The organism is Pseudomonas trutticola BRTCR10 (assembly GCF_056155105.1).
The window spans coordinates 4,038,705-4,051,555 of record NZ_CM149552.1; the positions used below are offsets into that span (position 1 = coordinate 4,038,705).

Genomic DNA, 12,851 nt, shown 5'->3' on the forward strand with positions numbered 1-12,851 from the left:
GTGCAGATTGTCAGGTCGGTGCGGCGGTTTGCCAGATCTGCTCACCACGATGACTGTGTAGGAACTGCCGGAGGCTGCGATCTTTTGATTTTGGAGATCAGGATCAAAAGATCGCAGCCTTCGGCAGCTACAGGGGGGGCACAGGGGGTTGGTCAGGCTGGTTCTAGCTCGGGTGCTAGCTTGACCGGGGCCTTCTCGAAGCGGTCTGCGAGGAATGGCGTGATATCCAGCGGCAGCGGTTCGTCATTGACCAGTTTGTCCAGCAGCACACCGGTAATCGCCGAGGTCAGAATGCCGGTGCGGAAGTGCCCGCAGGCATTCAAATAGCCCTCCACGCCACGCATCGGCCCCAGAATCGGCAATTCATCCGGCGAGCCCGGGCGCAGGCCGGCCCAGGTGCGTTTGAGGTTGACGTCTTTGAGCTCCGGCAAGCAGCGCACCGCGCCCTGCACCAGCCCGGCGATTTCCGGGTAGGTGGTGGTGACGTCGAAGCCTTTGTCTTCGGTGGTGCTGCCGATCAGGATCTCGCCGTTGTCCTTTTGCGCCACGTAGCAGTCACTGGTGGTCAGACAGCCGTTGAGGATTTTCGGCATGCGCTCGGTCAGCAGGATCTGGCCTTTGACCGGTTTCACCGGAATGCGGATGCCGGTCGCCCACTCGCTCAAGTCTGCGGCCCAGGCACCGCCGGCGTTGATCAGTGTCTTGCAGTGGAACACGCCCTCCTCGGCCGTCTGTACGCCGGTCACCCGTGTGCCGTGATGCAACACGCCGGTGACGTTGGTGTTGACGAAGATATCCACGCCATTCTGCCGCGCGCCTTCCATGTAGGCGTCGGCGAGGCGGAACGGGCTGACCTGATGGTCGCAGAGAAACTCCAGCGCCCCTCGGGCTTCATGGCTGACGCTCGGTTCGGATTCGCGCAACGCGGCCTGATCGAGCCAGCGCACCTGATCGGCGAGGTGCGGGATGCAGCCGACGATGTGCTCGGCGTAGAGCCGATCCTCGTCGTCATAAATCACGAATTTCAGCCCGGTCTTTTCGAACTTGAAATCCATGCCGTGGTTGTCATGCAACTCCCGGTGCAGCTCTGGGTACAGCGCGTTGGACTGCAAGGCGAAATCGAAGAATGACTCCGGCAGGATGTGCGGTGTGCTGGCGTCTACCGCCACCGCCGCGCCCTGGGTTTCGCGCTTGCGGTTGGCGGACATCATGCGGAAGAAAATCACCCCGCAGCCGAGGCCGACCGACTCGCCGATCGCCCACAAACCGCCGGCCGATGCGCGGGTGGCGTTGCCCGGGCGCTTGGCGTCGATCAGCGCGACCTTGAGGTTTTTGCGTTTGGACAATTGATAGGCGCAGGACGCCCCGATCACGCCGCCGCCGGCGATGACCACGTCGTAGAACTTACTCATGGGAAGCGGCCTCCGTGCCGATGGACTGGAACGCGGAAAAAGGGATCGGATCAATCGGGAAACGCGGGCGCAGCCAACCGACGTCCTTGCGTCCGGTGGCCTGACGCAGACGGTCGCTGCAATAGCCGACGCACATCCGCCCCTGACAATCGCCCATGCTTACGCGGGTGCGCATTTTCAGGCTGGCGATGTCTTGCACGCCCTGCTCCAGCGCCCGGTCAATGTCGGCGCGGGTCGCGTGTTCGCAGCGGCAGATTACCGTGTCGGCGGCCGGCAATGCGGTCTGGCCGACGCCGCGTTCGGTGTAGCGGTCCACGGCTGCGCGGAAACGCACGATGGCTTTCAGTTTGCCCAGATAGCGGTCGCGGCGAACGCGGGCCAGGTCTTCTTCCAGCACACCGCGTTGCAGCAGGATCGAGGTCGCGGCGATCTTGCCGGCCAGCATCGCTGCTTCACCGCCGCGTATCCCGCCCATGTCACCGGCCAGATGCACGTGAGGTTCGTTGCTTTGCTGCCAGATGTTCGCGTTGGCGCGCAGATAGCCGTCGTCGCTGAAGCCGTGATCGAGGCCCATTTGCTGACTGAGCTGGGTGCGCGGAATAAAGCCGTAACCGACGGCCAATGTCTGCGCTTCAAAACGCTCGACGCGGGTCATGTCCGGCTCCCAGGTGTCGGAATACGGTGCGACGCTGACGCTTTTCAGTTCACCCTCGCCATGCGCCTCGACCACGCCCCAGCCGTAGTTCATCGGGATGCCGTGCAGTTTCAGGTAGGCGAGCATGCTCAAGCCATCGAGGAACAATTGCGGCTTGTTCAGCAGCGCCAGGCTTTCGCGGGCAATCTTGCCGAACGCACAGGCTTCATACACGCCCGCAACCTTGACGCCGGATGCATGCAGTTGCGTCGCCACCAGCGGCAGCAACGGGCCGGTGCCGGCGATGATCACCGGCCCTTGCGGCTTGACCACGCCACTCTTGATTTGCAATTGCAGACCGCCGAGCAGAATCACCCCGGGCAACGTCCAGCCGGGAAAGGGTACGCTGCGTTCGTGACACCCGGCGGACAACAGCAGTTGCGAATATTCGTACTCGTGCAGTTGCTCGTCGCCGTCCAGCACCACCAGGGCACGGGTGCCTTCGGCGCCGACCACGCGATGATTGAGGTGCACGTCGATCAGGCCGGATTGCTCCTGGAATTCGCCGTGCAGTTTGCCCAGCGCTTCGGAATAACGCGGCCCGAGATAATCCAGTTGCACGCCGTCACGCAGCGGGCCGCGATAGACCACACCGCCCAGGCGCGAAGCCTCTTCCAACAACGTGCAGCGCACGCCGTGGCGGGCCAGTTCGATGGCCGCCGCCATGCCCGCCGGGCCACCGCCGACGATTACCGGTTGCAGGCTCATACGACCTCCTGCCCGGCGATGCGGTTGACCTGGGTTTCGATGTGCATGCCGTCGCGCACCACGGTCTGGCAGGCGCGGCGTTTGTGCCGGCCGTTGATTTTCACCAGGCAGCACTGGCACACGCCCATGCCGCAGTAGGCGCCGCTGATCTGGTCATGATCGTTGCGGGCGATCTGGCGCACGCCGAGGGACTGAATCACGCTGAGGACGGTTTCGCCAATGGCGGCGGTGACCGGTTGACCGTTGATATGGACAGTCATATCCGCCTGCGCCAACGGCTGGATATCGAAGGTTCTTTCTAGGCAGTGCATTGCGGTGTTCATCCGTGAAAAGGTTCAGGGGAGTGTCGCGTCAGCTCCTTGCTGCACTACACCTTGCGGCCCGTTTAATTCTTCGATCGGGCGGGCTCGCGGGGTACTCCGTCAGCGCTACAAGATGCGCGCGAGGACAATGTAGTTCATGTCCCGGCAAAGGCTTGGATCATTTACGTTAGGCGAGATTGCCAACGGAAATATTGATCCAGGCCAGTGAAACGGTCGGATTGTTCAACGATCAGTTGGAAAAGACAAACTGGCCCTTGATCTTTTTGGGCCCAATAAGGGCGAGGTCCGGGAACAGCAGCGATTTGACCCACGCGGCGTAGAACATCATGGCCAGCGTGAAGGCCACGCCGACCACCGTCGACACGGGTTCTTCGCTGTAGCCGACAAACAGGCGCGGAACCTGACTCATCGTGAAAGTTATGTAGATCGTGTAAACCAACGCGATCCCTTTGTAGAAGCCCCATGCAAAAAACAGCGGAATGGCACCGGCAATCAGCACGATGGCCACCGCCATTGCGACGCCGCCCTCGTTGATTTGCACCAGCCCGGCGAGCATCCCGAGCAGCGCGAGAATAGCCGTCAGCACCACCAGGACAGTGACTTTGAGCGAATGGCGTTTTCTCAGGGCCGGATCCAGACGACTACCGATCCAGGCCGCCAGCACGCGATCCTTGACCTTGCCCCCCGACAGCACCTTGAAGGTTTCGCTCTTCGAGCGGCCAGCGTCGAGCATTTCTACCAGTCGCCGCTTGATGTCCTTCTTGTCCAACGTGCTCATCCTTAACTACCAGCGAAAGCGGCCCATCCACTTTCGCTGGCGATTCTCGCCGCTGCTCCGGCAAAAATCAAAAAGCCGCTTCCACCAGAGCGAAAGCGGCCAGAGCACACACCCGGCATCGTACTGCGTCAAACCAGATAGCGTATGACCCAGCCCCCAATCAAAGGTCCCAACCAAGGATCGAGTTCGTGAAAACCACACGCAATGATTCGTCCATCCTCCATCACGCTCATGCTCTTGTAATAGCTCGTCTTTGCTTTATCGGCGAAAACGGCAAACCCTGTTCCATTAAATGCTGGATCCAGAGATCCGTCAGCCCGATAGCGAGCAACTACGCAGCTGTCACCACCGTTGATAAGTCCACCGCTACCATGTCCCCCGACGACAATTGATCCATCTGTGTGCGCCACGCAGTTTTTCCAATGAGTACCCGACTCCAGCAATGGCGAATACAACGGTTTCCCGCCGTTAAAAACCAGATTGAAGTGGCCATTGGCATTGAGCACTACCAGCGCCCCTTGCACGACGCCCATGGGGGATGCGGCACCGGCGGCGACGATCAGGCCATCGCTTTCCCTGACCGATACAGCGTTGAGTTCCTCCCAGCGGGTTTTCAGTTTGAAAACCTCACCGCCATTGAATGTGCTATCGATACGCCCGAACGCATCGAAACGCGTCAGATATCCACCTTGAAGTCCCGGTTGGTCGTCGTTATATCGGCCACAGACGAGAATCTTTCCGTCTGACTGAATGGCGACACCCAAGGCAAAATTGGAACTGTTGCCGAACTCGATCAGGGCAAATCCGTGGTCATTGAATGTCTTGTCGCTGGACCCGTCAGCGTTGAGTCGCAGAACAATGCCACGCCACTTCTCGGTCTCATAGTTATAGAGATAGAAGACCACGACAATTTTGCCGTCGGACTGCTGGGCCATGGAAACGCTTGATGCCGCATTCGCCTGCGAAGAAAAGGCTTTCTTCCAATGCTGCGAGCGTGATTTCAGATGAGTGGATGTACCTGAATCAGGCTTATCCATTTGATCGAAACGTAGGTAACGAACACCTTTTTCAGCGAAAGACTGATCTTGCTGCCCGTCAGAAAGACAGCGTACAAGCGCAATACCCTCTACACCAACGTCTTCTCGCTCATAGGTGCCCCGCAACAGCCATGCGCCATCCTCCAGGAGGCTGAGCCCGATAACATGCGCCATGATTGCGTTTTCCAGAGCGATTTCTATAAACCCCTTTCCCCCGCCGAATTGAGTGTCCAGCGTTCCGTCCTCGTGGAATCGGGCAACGGTGGCCGGGCCATACAATTCAAACGGGTAAAACCCAACCAGAGTCTTTTTGTCCGGCAGTGCCAAAACGGCTACCGCCTCAAGATCAGGCAATCCGTTCAATGGAAACGTTAAAACCCCCGCATCAGCAAAAGCAGGATCAAGCGTTCCTGCGCTTTCAGGTCTCAACCGCGTATTCATGTCCAGTTCCTCGAAGCAGAATCTGAATAAACGTCGTGTTCATTCATGCCTCGATTGCAGCAGTACCCTCACGCAACAACACCTGTCAGAAATACTAGTTCGACTACCCGTTGAAGCCAAATTGATGACCCGCCGAGCCATACATGAAAAAGCCGCTTCCACCCGAAGGTGGAAGCGGCCGAGGCAAGAGGCCCCAATAGAGCAATCAGTGCACGAACAGGGCGATCAGGATGATGATCGGGATCGGTACGCCGAGGAAAAACAGCAGTAATGAGCGCATGGTGATTCTCCCTATTTAACGGACTGGAGGCAGTGTGGTGGTAGCGGTATAGGTTTCGACTTCGACGTACTCGACCGCATCGCGACGACGACCGCCGAAAGTAGCGGCGAGGCTGGCAAAGAACGCACCGGCCAGAAGCGCGATGAACATCCACAGCGAGGTCCAGGCAGCGATTTTCGCAGCGGTATCGGCCGCTTGCTGGGCTTTCAGCTTGGCGTCGGCGATGGCTTTCTGAGTGCGGGCGTAAATCTCATCGACACGGCGTTCGGCATCGGCCTGGCTCAGGTTGGTCCGTTGCGCGACGAGCTGAGCGAGGTAGGTGCGGTCTTCAGCGCTGAGCTGACCGTTGGCCAGGCTCTGAGCAAAGATCCGCGCCACTGCGCCATGGGCCGCGTCATCGCTGACGGACGCTGGACGATCATCACGGAACAGGTTGTCGATGTAGTAACCGTACTGGTTGCTGTCGGTGTTGGCCGCTGCGGTACCGGCTGCTTGTGTCACAGCACTGGCTGCACCGCCGGCAACACTGGCACCAGCCTGAACGCCACCGCTGATGACGCTGCTGACCGAACCGACCACCAGAATCGCGGTGACCAGTGTGGCCACGCACCAGGCAAGGAAGCCATGGGCGGTATCACGGAAATACACTTCATCACCGTGCATGTTCGCCCACTTCACTCGCAGGCGACCGGCAATGTAGCCACCCAGCCCGGAAGCGATGATTTGCGTCGCCGCCAGCCAGACAATCGTCGAAATGCCCAGGCCCTTGGCGCTGATGCCCTCCCCGGCCCATGGCGAAACGGCAGAGAAACCCAGACCGAAGCCAAGCAGCACCAGAATCATCGACAAGGCAGCGGCGGCCGCCGCACCGGCGAAGATCGCGCCCCAGGACACGCCTGAGACGTTGCTCGACTCTCCTACGTAGGCAGGATAAAACCCATCAGAGGATCTATTCATTGTTGTAGTGCTCCAGGCATGAAAAATGGTGTTACAACTCGTCGCAAGATGAATTGCAGTGACCGTGCCAGTCGCCAACATTTAATAAATCGTTATTTTTCAATCAATTAGAAAAGATGAACTTCTTAGGACATTGCAAATTGCAACAAGAGGCGTTTTGCAGCGGGTTTTATGCATTGGCACAAAGCCGATCACTTACGCCTGTAGCTCTTGTTACCGCTGGGTGTCAGGCAATAGACGCCACCCCGTGGGCCAGTGCAAAACGAGCCCGTGCCACAGGCACAGCCATCGTTGCTTTGAAGAAGGTTTTGCGGGCGAACCTGACGCTCGTTGCCGAACATGGCTGCGCAGCTTTTCTTCGACCCGCTGATGGACCCGTCATTGCACAGGAACAGATCGCCGTCGCAGCGAGCAATACCGCGCTTTTTTCCGGAACAGGGCGTATTGGCGGCAAAGGTCGAAACGCTCAGCAGAGCCAGTAATAAAGCGGTGATCGGCATCCAGCCACGGCGAATCAAGATACGCACGGAACCACTCCTGCTTGAAGTTATGGCCAGATGATATCAATGTTTCGACAAATTTATTTCCAGGTCAGGTGAATGCCAGCTACAACATGAAAGTTAATTTAAAGCGTCACGGAAATTTCTTGGCAAAATGCTGCCATTCCGTTTGAACCGATCAAGGCCAGCCCTATGACGCGTATTTTGACCATTGAAGACGACGCCGTGACCGCCCGCGAAATCGTCGCCGAACTGAGCAGCCACGGCCTCGACGTGGATTGGGTCGACAATGGCCGCGAAGGCCTCGACCGTGCCGTGAGCGGCAATTACGACCTGATTACCCTCGACCGCATGTTGCCGGAACTGGACGGTCTTGCCATCGTTACCACGCTGCGCACCATGGGCGTGGCTACGCCGATTCTGATGATCAGCGCCCTTTCCGATGTCGACGAGCGCGTACGCGGCTTGCGCGCAGGCGGCGATGATTACCTGACCAAACCGTTTGCCACCGACGAGATGGCCGCACGGGTCGAAGTGTTGCTGCGCCGGCAGAACAGCGGCGCCACCCAGGCCACCACGTTGCAGGTGGCGGATCTGCAACTGGACTTGATCAGCCATGAAGCACGCCGCGCCGAACAGGTGCTGACGCTGCTGCCGACCGAGTACAAACTGCTGGAATTCCTCATGCGCAACAGCGGCCAGATCCTCTCTCGGATGATGATTTTCGAAGAGGTCTGGGGCTATCACTTCGACCCTGGCACCAATCTGATAGACGTACACATCGGGCGTCTGCGCAAGAAAATCGACGCGGCGGGCAACGTGCCGCTGATTCGCACGGTACGGGGCTCGGGTTATGTCATTGCCGAACCCGTCTGACGGTTGGCGTTCCTCCAGCAGCCGTTTGCTGGCGCTGTACAGTTCGTTGTTTGTGGCCTGGAGCGCGATCCTCATGGGGGTCATGTATTACGAGGTCTCCGGCTACCTCGACAACCTCGCCAAGCATTCGCTGATGCAACGTCAGCATCTGTTTTCGCACTTTCGTGGCGAGCAACTGGAAGAAGCCCTCGCCGCCAGCATGACCTTCGATATTCGCGGCATCGACGCCTATGGCCTGTTCGATGCCGAGGGCGTTTACCTCGGCGGCGCACTCCAGCAGATCCCCGATGGCCTGCCGCTGGACGGCAAGATTCACATGCTCGCCGACTGCGCCAACTCCGATGACCCGACCTTGCCCAATGACAGCTGCGACGCCGTCGCCACGCAGACCCGCGATGGGCGCTGGCTGGTGTTGCTGCGTGACAACGGTTCACTGTTCGCGGTGACGCGAATCATTTTGCATGCGCTGTTCTGGGGGGTGTCGCTGACGATTCTGCCAGGCATTGCCGGTTGGCATTTGCTGCGGCGCCGGCCGTTGCGGCGCATCCGCGCGATTCAGGCCAGTGCGCAGTCGATTGTCGCCGGCGACCTGACTCACCGATTGCCGCTGTCCAATCGCCGCGATGAACTGGACATGCTCGCCGCCATCGTCAACGCCATGCTCGAGCGCATCGAGCGTTTGATGAATGAAGTCAAAGGCGTGTGCGACAACATCGCCCATGACTTGCGCACACCGCTGACCCGTCTGCGTGCGCAGCTGTATCGCATGCAGCAGCAGGCGGGCGAAGGCTCGCAAGAGGCGGCGCAACTGGATCTGGTGCTGGCCGAGGCGGATACGCTGATGGCGCGGTTTCGCGGCTTGTTGCGGATTTCCGAGCTGGAGGATCGCCAGCGTCGCTCGGGGTTTGTCGAGCTTGATCCGGTGTTGTTGCTACAGGAATTGCACGAGTTTTACCTGCCGCTGGCCGAGGAAGGCGAACTGCGTTTCGAGTTGAACATGCCGGAGACATTGCCGCCGCTCAATGGCGATCGGGCCTTGCTGTTTGAAGCGCTGGCGAATCTGCTGAGCAACTCGATCAAATTCACCCCACCCGGCGGCACGGTGATCTTGCGCGGGGTGAATGACGCGGGGCATACGCGGATTGAAGTGCACGACTCCGGGCCGGGCATTCCGGAATCCGAACGTGAAGCGGTGTTTCAGCGTTTCTATCGGGCCGAGGGCGGACAGCCGCACAGCGGGTTTGGCCTAGGGTTGTCGATTGTCGCGGCGATTGTCAGCCTGCATGGCTTCACGCTTGAAGTGAGCAGCAGTGACCTGGGTGGGGCGAAACTGGTGCTGGATTGTCGGCAGAGTTTGATCTCGCAATCTTGAAAACAACGCGGAACCCTGTGGGAGCTGGCTCGCCAGCGATGGCGGTGGGTCAGTCGGTATAAATGTTGACTGGACCACCGTCATCGCTGGCAAGCCAGCTCCCACAGTTTTTTGTGTTGGGTGATTAAGCCGGATAATTGGCGCGCAGTGCTTCGAGGCCGCCCTGGTAGATGCCGTTGAACAGCGCCACCACTTCTTCATCGCTCACGCCGTTGGCCGTGAAGCGCCCCGACCACGTTACGCGTGCGCCCTGCCCCTGGGCTTCAACCTTGATCGTCGCCAGATAGTCAGTGGCCGGAAACGGTGCCTGTTCAATCGAATAGCTGTAGCTCTTCGCTGCGTTGTCGAACGCTTGCAGGCGCTCGATCACCACGCCGCCATCGGCGGTTTGCAAAGTACGCACGCGGCCGCCGTCGCTCAGCTCGCTGTGGGGAATGAACGGCAGCCAGTCAGGCAGCGTGTTGAAGCCGCCGATCAATTGCCAGACCTGATCGGCCGAAGCCGGAATGTCGATAGTTGCGGATGCAGTTGCCATAAAAATCTCTCTTCAAATACTCAAATGGTCAGGCTGTCTACCACACCGCCATCAACGCGCAAAGCAGCGCCAGTGGTGGCCGAGGACAGCGGCGAAGCAATGTAGGTCACCAGATGCGCAACCTCTTCGACATCCGCCACGCGCTGAATGATCGAGGTCGGCCGCGCCCTGCGCACAAACGCGTCAGCCTCGTCGCGCAAGCTGCGGCCAGACTCGGCGGCGGCGTCCTTGAGCATCGCCTCGACACCGTCGGTGTAGGTCGGCCCCGGCAGGATCGAATTGACCGTAACCCCGGTGCCCGCCAGACGTTTGGCCAGACCATGGGACACCGCCAGATTGGCGCTTTTTGTCACGCCGTAGTTGATCATGTCGGCCGGTGTCGCCACGCCGGATTCCGAAGACAGGAAGATCACCCGCCCCCAACCCTGCTCGACCATCGCCGGCACGTAATGCCGCGACAGGCGCACGCCGGAGATCACGTTGACTTCATAGAAGCGCGTCCACTCCTCGTCGGCTGCGTCGAAGAAATCCACGTTGTTGTAGATGCCGAGGTTGTTCACCAGGATGTCGGCTTTCGGCTCGGCAGCGAACAGCGTCTGCGCGCCTTCGGCGGTACCGAGATCGGCGGTCAAACCACGCAATTGTGCGCCCGGCACTTTCTGGCGAATGCTCGCCAGTGCCTGCTCGACCTTGGCCGTGTCGCGGCCGATCACCACCACCGTGGCGCCGGATTCGGCCAGCGACTGGCTGATGCCCAAACCAATGCCCGCGGTGCTGCCGCTGACGATGGCCAGTTTTCCACTCAGATCAATCTTCATGCTTTCACCTCATCGATGGGTAATGGTGCGCGTTCGGAGACCAGTTTTGCCTCCCGCATGGCCTGCCAGAAACCGGCGGGAATAGTGGCTGACAGCGCCGCGACGTCTTCGGCGATGCGGCCCGGTTTGCTCGCACCGGGAATGACAGCGGCGACCGCCGGGTTGGCCAATGAGAATTGCAGTGCGGCGGCTTTTACATCGACGTTAAAAGTAGCGGCGATGCGCTGGATCTGCCCGACTTTGGCGATGACTTCAGGGCTGGCTTTCTGGTATTCGAAGTGCGCACCACCGGCCAGAATCCCCGAACTGTAAGGACCGCCGACGACGATTTCGACGTTTTGCGCCCGCGCCGACTCCATCAAGCGTTGCAACGGGCGTTCATGGTCGAGCAGCGTGTAGCGACCGGCGAGCAGGAAGCCATCGGGCTGTGCTTCGGTCAGATCCAGCGTCAGTTCACAGGGCTCGACCTTGTTGACACCCAGGCCCCAGCCCTTGATCACGCCCTCCTCACGCAGACGCGTCAGCACTTTGAACGCGCCGGTGCGGGCCTGATTGAAGTATTCCAGCCACTGATCGCCGTAAAAGTCCTGAGCGATGTCGTGCACCCAGACGATGTCGAGGCGATCGGTTTGCAGGCGCTTGAGGCTGTCTTCAATCGAGCGCAGGGTCGCGTCGGCGCTGTAGTCGTTGACGATCTTGTTCGGGCGGCCGTGTTCAAACACCCCGCTCTTTTCGCCGAGATCGCGGGCCGCCGCGTCTTCGACTTCATCGAGAATCACCCGGCCGACTTTGCTGCTCAGGACATAGTCGTCGCGGTTGTACTTCTTCAGCGCTTCACCGAGGCGGATTTCCGACAGGCCCGAGCCATAGAACGGCGCCGTGTCGAAGTAACGCACGCCAGCATCCCACGCAGCATGCACGGTGGCCTGCGCTTCGTCTTCGGGAATGGCGCGGAACATGTTGCCCAGTGGCGCGGTGCCGAAGCCCAGTTGACCGGGCAGTTTGTCTTTCAAACTCATTGGATTGTCCTCATTCGTTCGTGGTCTGTGTGACCGTTGAGCAAATCCTAGATTGCGACGCCGAGACCGTCCAAGACATAATGTGCAGCACTTGAGTCCTCAGAGGTCTGACATGATCGACATCCGCCAATTGCGCTACTTCGTCGCCGTCGCCGAAGAAGAGCACGTAGGCCGTGCCGCCGAACGCCTGCATATTTCCCAGTCGCCGCTGAGTCGGCAGATCGCCCAACTGGAAGAACGCCTCGGGTTGACGCTGTTCGAACGCAGCCAGCAGCGTATTCGCCTGACCCGTGATGGCCAGACGTTCCTCGCCGAAACCCGCGCCTTGCTGACCCACGCCAATCGCCTCGAATCCTTGGGCAAGCGGCTGGGCCGGGGCGAAGAAGGCGGGTTGTGCATCGGCTATATCGAAAACGCCATGCACGCCGGCGTTCTGCCCAATGCCCTGCGCGTATTGCGAGTGGACCGGCCCAATGTGCATGTCGCGCTGTACAACCTCAGTTCCGCCGAACAACTGGAAGGCCTGCGACAGCGTAGTCTCGATATCGCCCTGGTGAGCGAGCCGCCGACCGATGACGATCCCGATTTGCTCGGCTTTCAAGTGCTTGATGATCCGATGCTGCTGGCGTTGCCCGAGCAGCATCCATTGGCCTACGCGGCATCGTTGAGCCTGCAGGATCTGGCCGATCAGGAATGGATCGGCGTGCAGCCTCGGCAGGATGCCAGCGACGAGTTCGTCAGCGCGTGCATCCGCGCAGGCTTCACCCCGGATGTGCGCATGCAGGCGACCGAGCCGTTTACCGCGCTGGGACTGGTGGCGTCTGGATTGGGCATTGCGATGATCCAGAAAGGCTTGAGCCATAACGCGCCGCCGGGCGTGGTCTTGCGCGAGGTGCCGTGGCTGACGTTTACCACGCCGCTGTGGGCAGCCTGGCACCGGATCAATTTGCGGCCGCTGGTGGAGACCTTCAGAAAAGTCCTCACCGACCCCGTCCCCCGTGGCAGCGAGCTTGATCGCGAAAGTACCGCACCGTCCCGCATCGCTGTCGACTGACCCGTCGCATTCGGGAGCAAGCCCCCTCCCACAGTTCTTCGGTGACA

At 59.9% G+C, this 12,851-nt stretch carries 13 protein-coding genes; 3 read left to right on the forward strand and 10 right to left on the reverse strand.

The features are described 5' to 3' along the window. Positions 1 to 152: 152 nt before the first annotated feature. The 7 genes from hcnC to ACVVH8_RS18290 form a co-directional block, all read right to left on the reverse strand. The gene (gene hcnC / locus ACVVH8_RS18260; RefSeq protein WP_475225411.1) at positions 153 to 1,412 is read right to left on the reverse strand and encodes a cyanide-forming glycine dehydrogenase subunit HcnC; all 1,260 of its coding nucleotides are present in this window, start codon (positions 1,410 to 1,412) and stop codon (positions 153 to 155) included. Continuing rightward, positions 1,405 to 2,814, reverse strand: a complete 1,410-nt coding sequence (hcnB, locus tag ACVVH8_RS18265; protein WP_401298716.1) for a cyanide-forming glycine dehydrogenase subunit HcnB — start codon at positions 2,812 to 2,814, stop codon at positions 1,405 to 1,407. The genes hcnC and hcnB overlap by 8 nt, the downstream gene beginning before the upstream one ends. Then, positions 2,811 to 3,125, reverse strand: a complete 315-nt coding sequence (locus tag ACVVH8_RS18270; protein WP_103307239.1) for a (2Fe-2S)-binding protein — start codon at positions 3,123 to 3,125, stop codon at positions 2,811 to 2,813. The genes hcnB and ACVVH8_RS18270 overlap by 4 nt, the downstream gene beginning before the upstream one ends. A 241-nt stretch (positions 3,126 to 3,366) precedes the next feature. Further along, positions 3,367 to 3,906, reverse strand: coding sequence for a hypothetical protein (locus ACVVH8_RS18275; RefSeq protein WP_475225413.1), 540 nt, complete (start codon positions 3,904 to 3,906; stop codon positions 3,367 to 3,369). 137 nt (positions 3,907 to 4,043) lie between these two features. After that, positions 4,044 to 5,393, reverse strand: coding sequence for a hypothetical protein (locus tag ACVVH8_RS18280; RefSeq protein WP_475225415.1), 1,350 nt, complete (start codon positions 5,391 to 5,393; stop codon positions 4,044 to 4,046). A 295-nt stretch (positions 5,394 to 5,688) separates the two neighbouring features. Then, entirely contained in the window at positions 5,689 to 6,630 is a 942-nt protein-coding gene (locus ACVVH8_RS18285; RefSeq protein WP_475225417.1) for a hypothetical protein, read from the reverse strand. Positions 6,631 to 6,821: 191 nt separating this feature from the next. Further along, a complete protein-coding gene (locus ACVVH8_RS18290; RefSeq protein WP_475225419.1) occupies positions 6,822 to 7,157 on the reverse strand; it encodes a YdcA family protein in 336 nt (111 codons plus the stop codon). Positions 7,158 to 7,322: 165 nt separating this feature from the next. Here ACVVH8_RS18290 and ACVVH8_RS18295 point away from each other — a divergent pair, with 165 nt between their 5' ends. Further along, positions 7,323 to 8,006 (forward strand): response regulator transcription factor, encoded by a 684-nt coding sequence (locus ACVVH8_RS18295; protein ID WP_042559723.1) that lies wholly within the window; start codon positions 7,323 to 7,325, stop codon positions 8,004 to 8,006. Beyond that, positions 7,984 to 9,378 (forward strand): sensor histidine kinase, encoded by a 1,395-nt coding sequence (locus ACVVH8_RS18300; protein ID WP_103307228.1) that lies wholly within the window; start codon positions 7,984 to 7,986, stop codon positions 9,376 to 9,378. The genes ACVVH8_RS18295 and ACVVH8_RS18300 overlap by 23 nt, the downstream gene beginning before the upstream one ends. A 124-nt stretch (positions 9,379 to 9,502) precedes the next feature. On the opposite strand, the gene ACVVH8_RS18305 is transcribed toward ACVVH8_RS18300, so the two are convergent. The 3 genes from ACVVH8_RS18305 to ACVVH8_RS18315 are packed head-to-tail and all read right to left on the reverse strand — an operon-like array spanning position 9,503 to position 11,750. Further along, on the reverse strand, positions 9,503 to 9,913 hold the full coding sequence (locus ACVVH8_RS18305) for an SRPBCC family protein (RefSeq protein WP_103307229.1): 411 nt from the start codon (positions 9,911 to 9,913) through the stop codon (positions 9,503 to 9,505). A 20-nt stretch (positions 9,914 to 9,933) separates the two neighbouring features. Next, positions 9,934 to 10,731 carry an SDR family NAD(P)-dependent oxidoreductase gene (locus tag ACVVH8_RS18310; RefSeq protein ID WP_212809370.1) on the reverse strand — a complete coding sequence of 266 codons (798 nt, stop codon included), beginning with the start codon at positions 10,729 to 10,731 and terminating at the stop codon, positions 9,934 to 9,936. Then, positions 10,728 to 11,750: an aldo/keto reductase gene (locus ACVVH8_RS18315; protein WP_475225422.1), complete on the reverse strand. Its 1,023-nt coding sequence runs from the start codon at positions 11,748 to 11,750 to the stop codon at positions 10,728 to 10,730. Before ACVVH8_RS18315 ends, ACVVH8_RS18310 begins: the two co-directional genes overlap by 4 nt. Before the next feature lie 112 nt (positions 11,751 to 11,862). Between ACVVH8_RS18315 and ACVVH8_RS18320 the strand changes: the two genes are divergently transcribed. Further along, positions 11,863 to 12,804, forward strand: a complete 942-nt coding sequence (locus ACVVH8_RS18320) for a LysR substrate-binding domain-containing protein (RefSeq protein WP_475225424.1) — start codon at positions 11,863 to 11,865, stop codon at positions 12,802 to 12,804. Positions 12,805 to 12,851: the final 47 nt, after the last annotated feature.

Coding starts and splice junctions, on each gene's coding strand:
- ACVVH8_RS18270 (WP_103307239.1), bottom strand. CDS start 3,125: ATGCACTGCCTAGAAAGAACCTTCGATATCCAGCCGTTGGCGCAGGCG.
- ACVVH8_RS18295 (WP_042559723.1), top strand. CDS start 7,323: ATGACGCGTATTTTGACCATTGAAGACGACGCCGTGACCGCCCGCGAA.
- ACVVH8_RS18300 (WP_103307228.1), top strand. CDS start 7,984: ATGTCATTGCCGAACCCGTCTGACGGTTGGCGTTCCTCCAGCAGCCGT.
- ACVVH8_RS18310 (WP_212809370.1), bottom strand. CDS start 10,731: ATGAAGATTGATCTGAGTGGAAAACTGGCCATCGTCAGCGGCAGCACC.
- ACVVH8_RS18320 (WP_475225424.1), top strand. CDS start 11,863: ATGATCGACATCCGCCAATTGCGCTACTTCGTCGCCGTCGCCGAAGAA.
- hcnB (WP_401298716.1), bottom strand. CDS start 2,814: ATGAGCCTGCAACCGGTAATCGTCGGCGGTGGCCCGGCGGGCATGGCG.
- ACVVH8_RS18315 (WP_475225422.1), bottom strand. CDS start 11,750: ATGAGTTTGAAAGACAAACTGCCCGGTCAACTGGGCTTCGGCACCGCG.
- ACVVH8_RS18280 (WP_475225415.1), bottom strand. CDS start 5,393: ATGAATACGCGGTTGAGACCTGAAAGCGCAGGAACGCTTGATCCTGCT.
- ACVVH8_RS18285 (WP_475225417.1), bottom strand. CDS start 6,630: ATGAATAGATCCTCTGATGGGTTTTATCCTGCCTACGTAGGAGAGTCG.
- hcnC (WP_475225411.1), bottom strand. CDS start 1,412: ATGAGTAAGTTCTACGACGTGGTCATCGCCGGCGGCGGCGTGATCGGG.
- ACVVH8_RS18305 (WP_103307229.1), bottom strand. CDS start 9,913: ATGGCAACTGCATCCGCAACTATCGACATTCCGGCTTCGGCCGATCAG.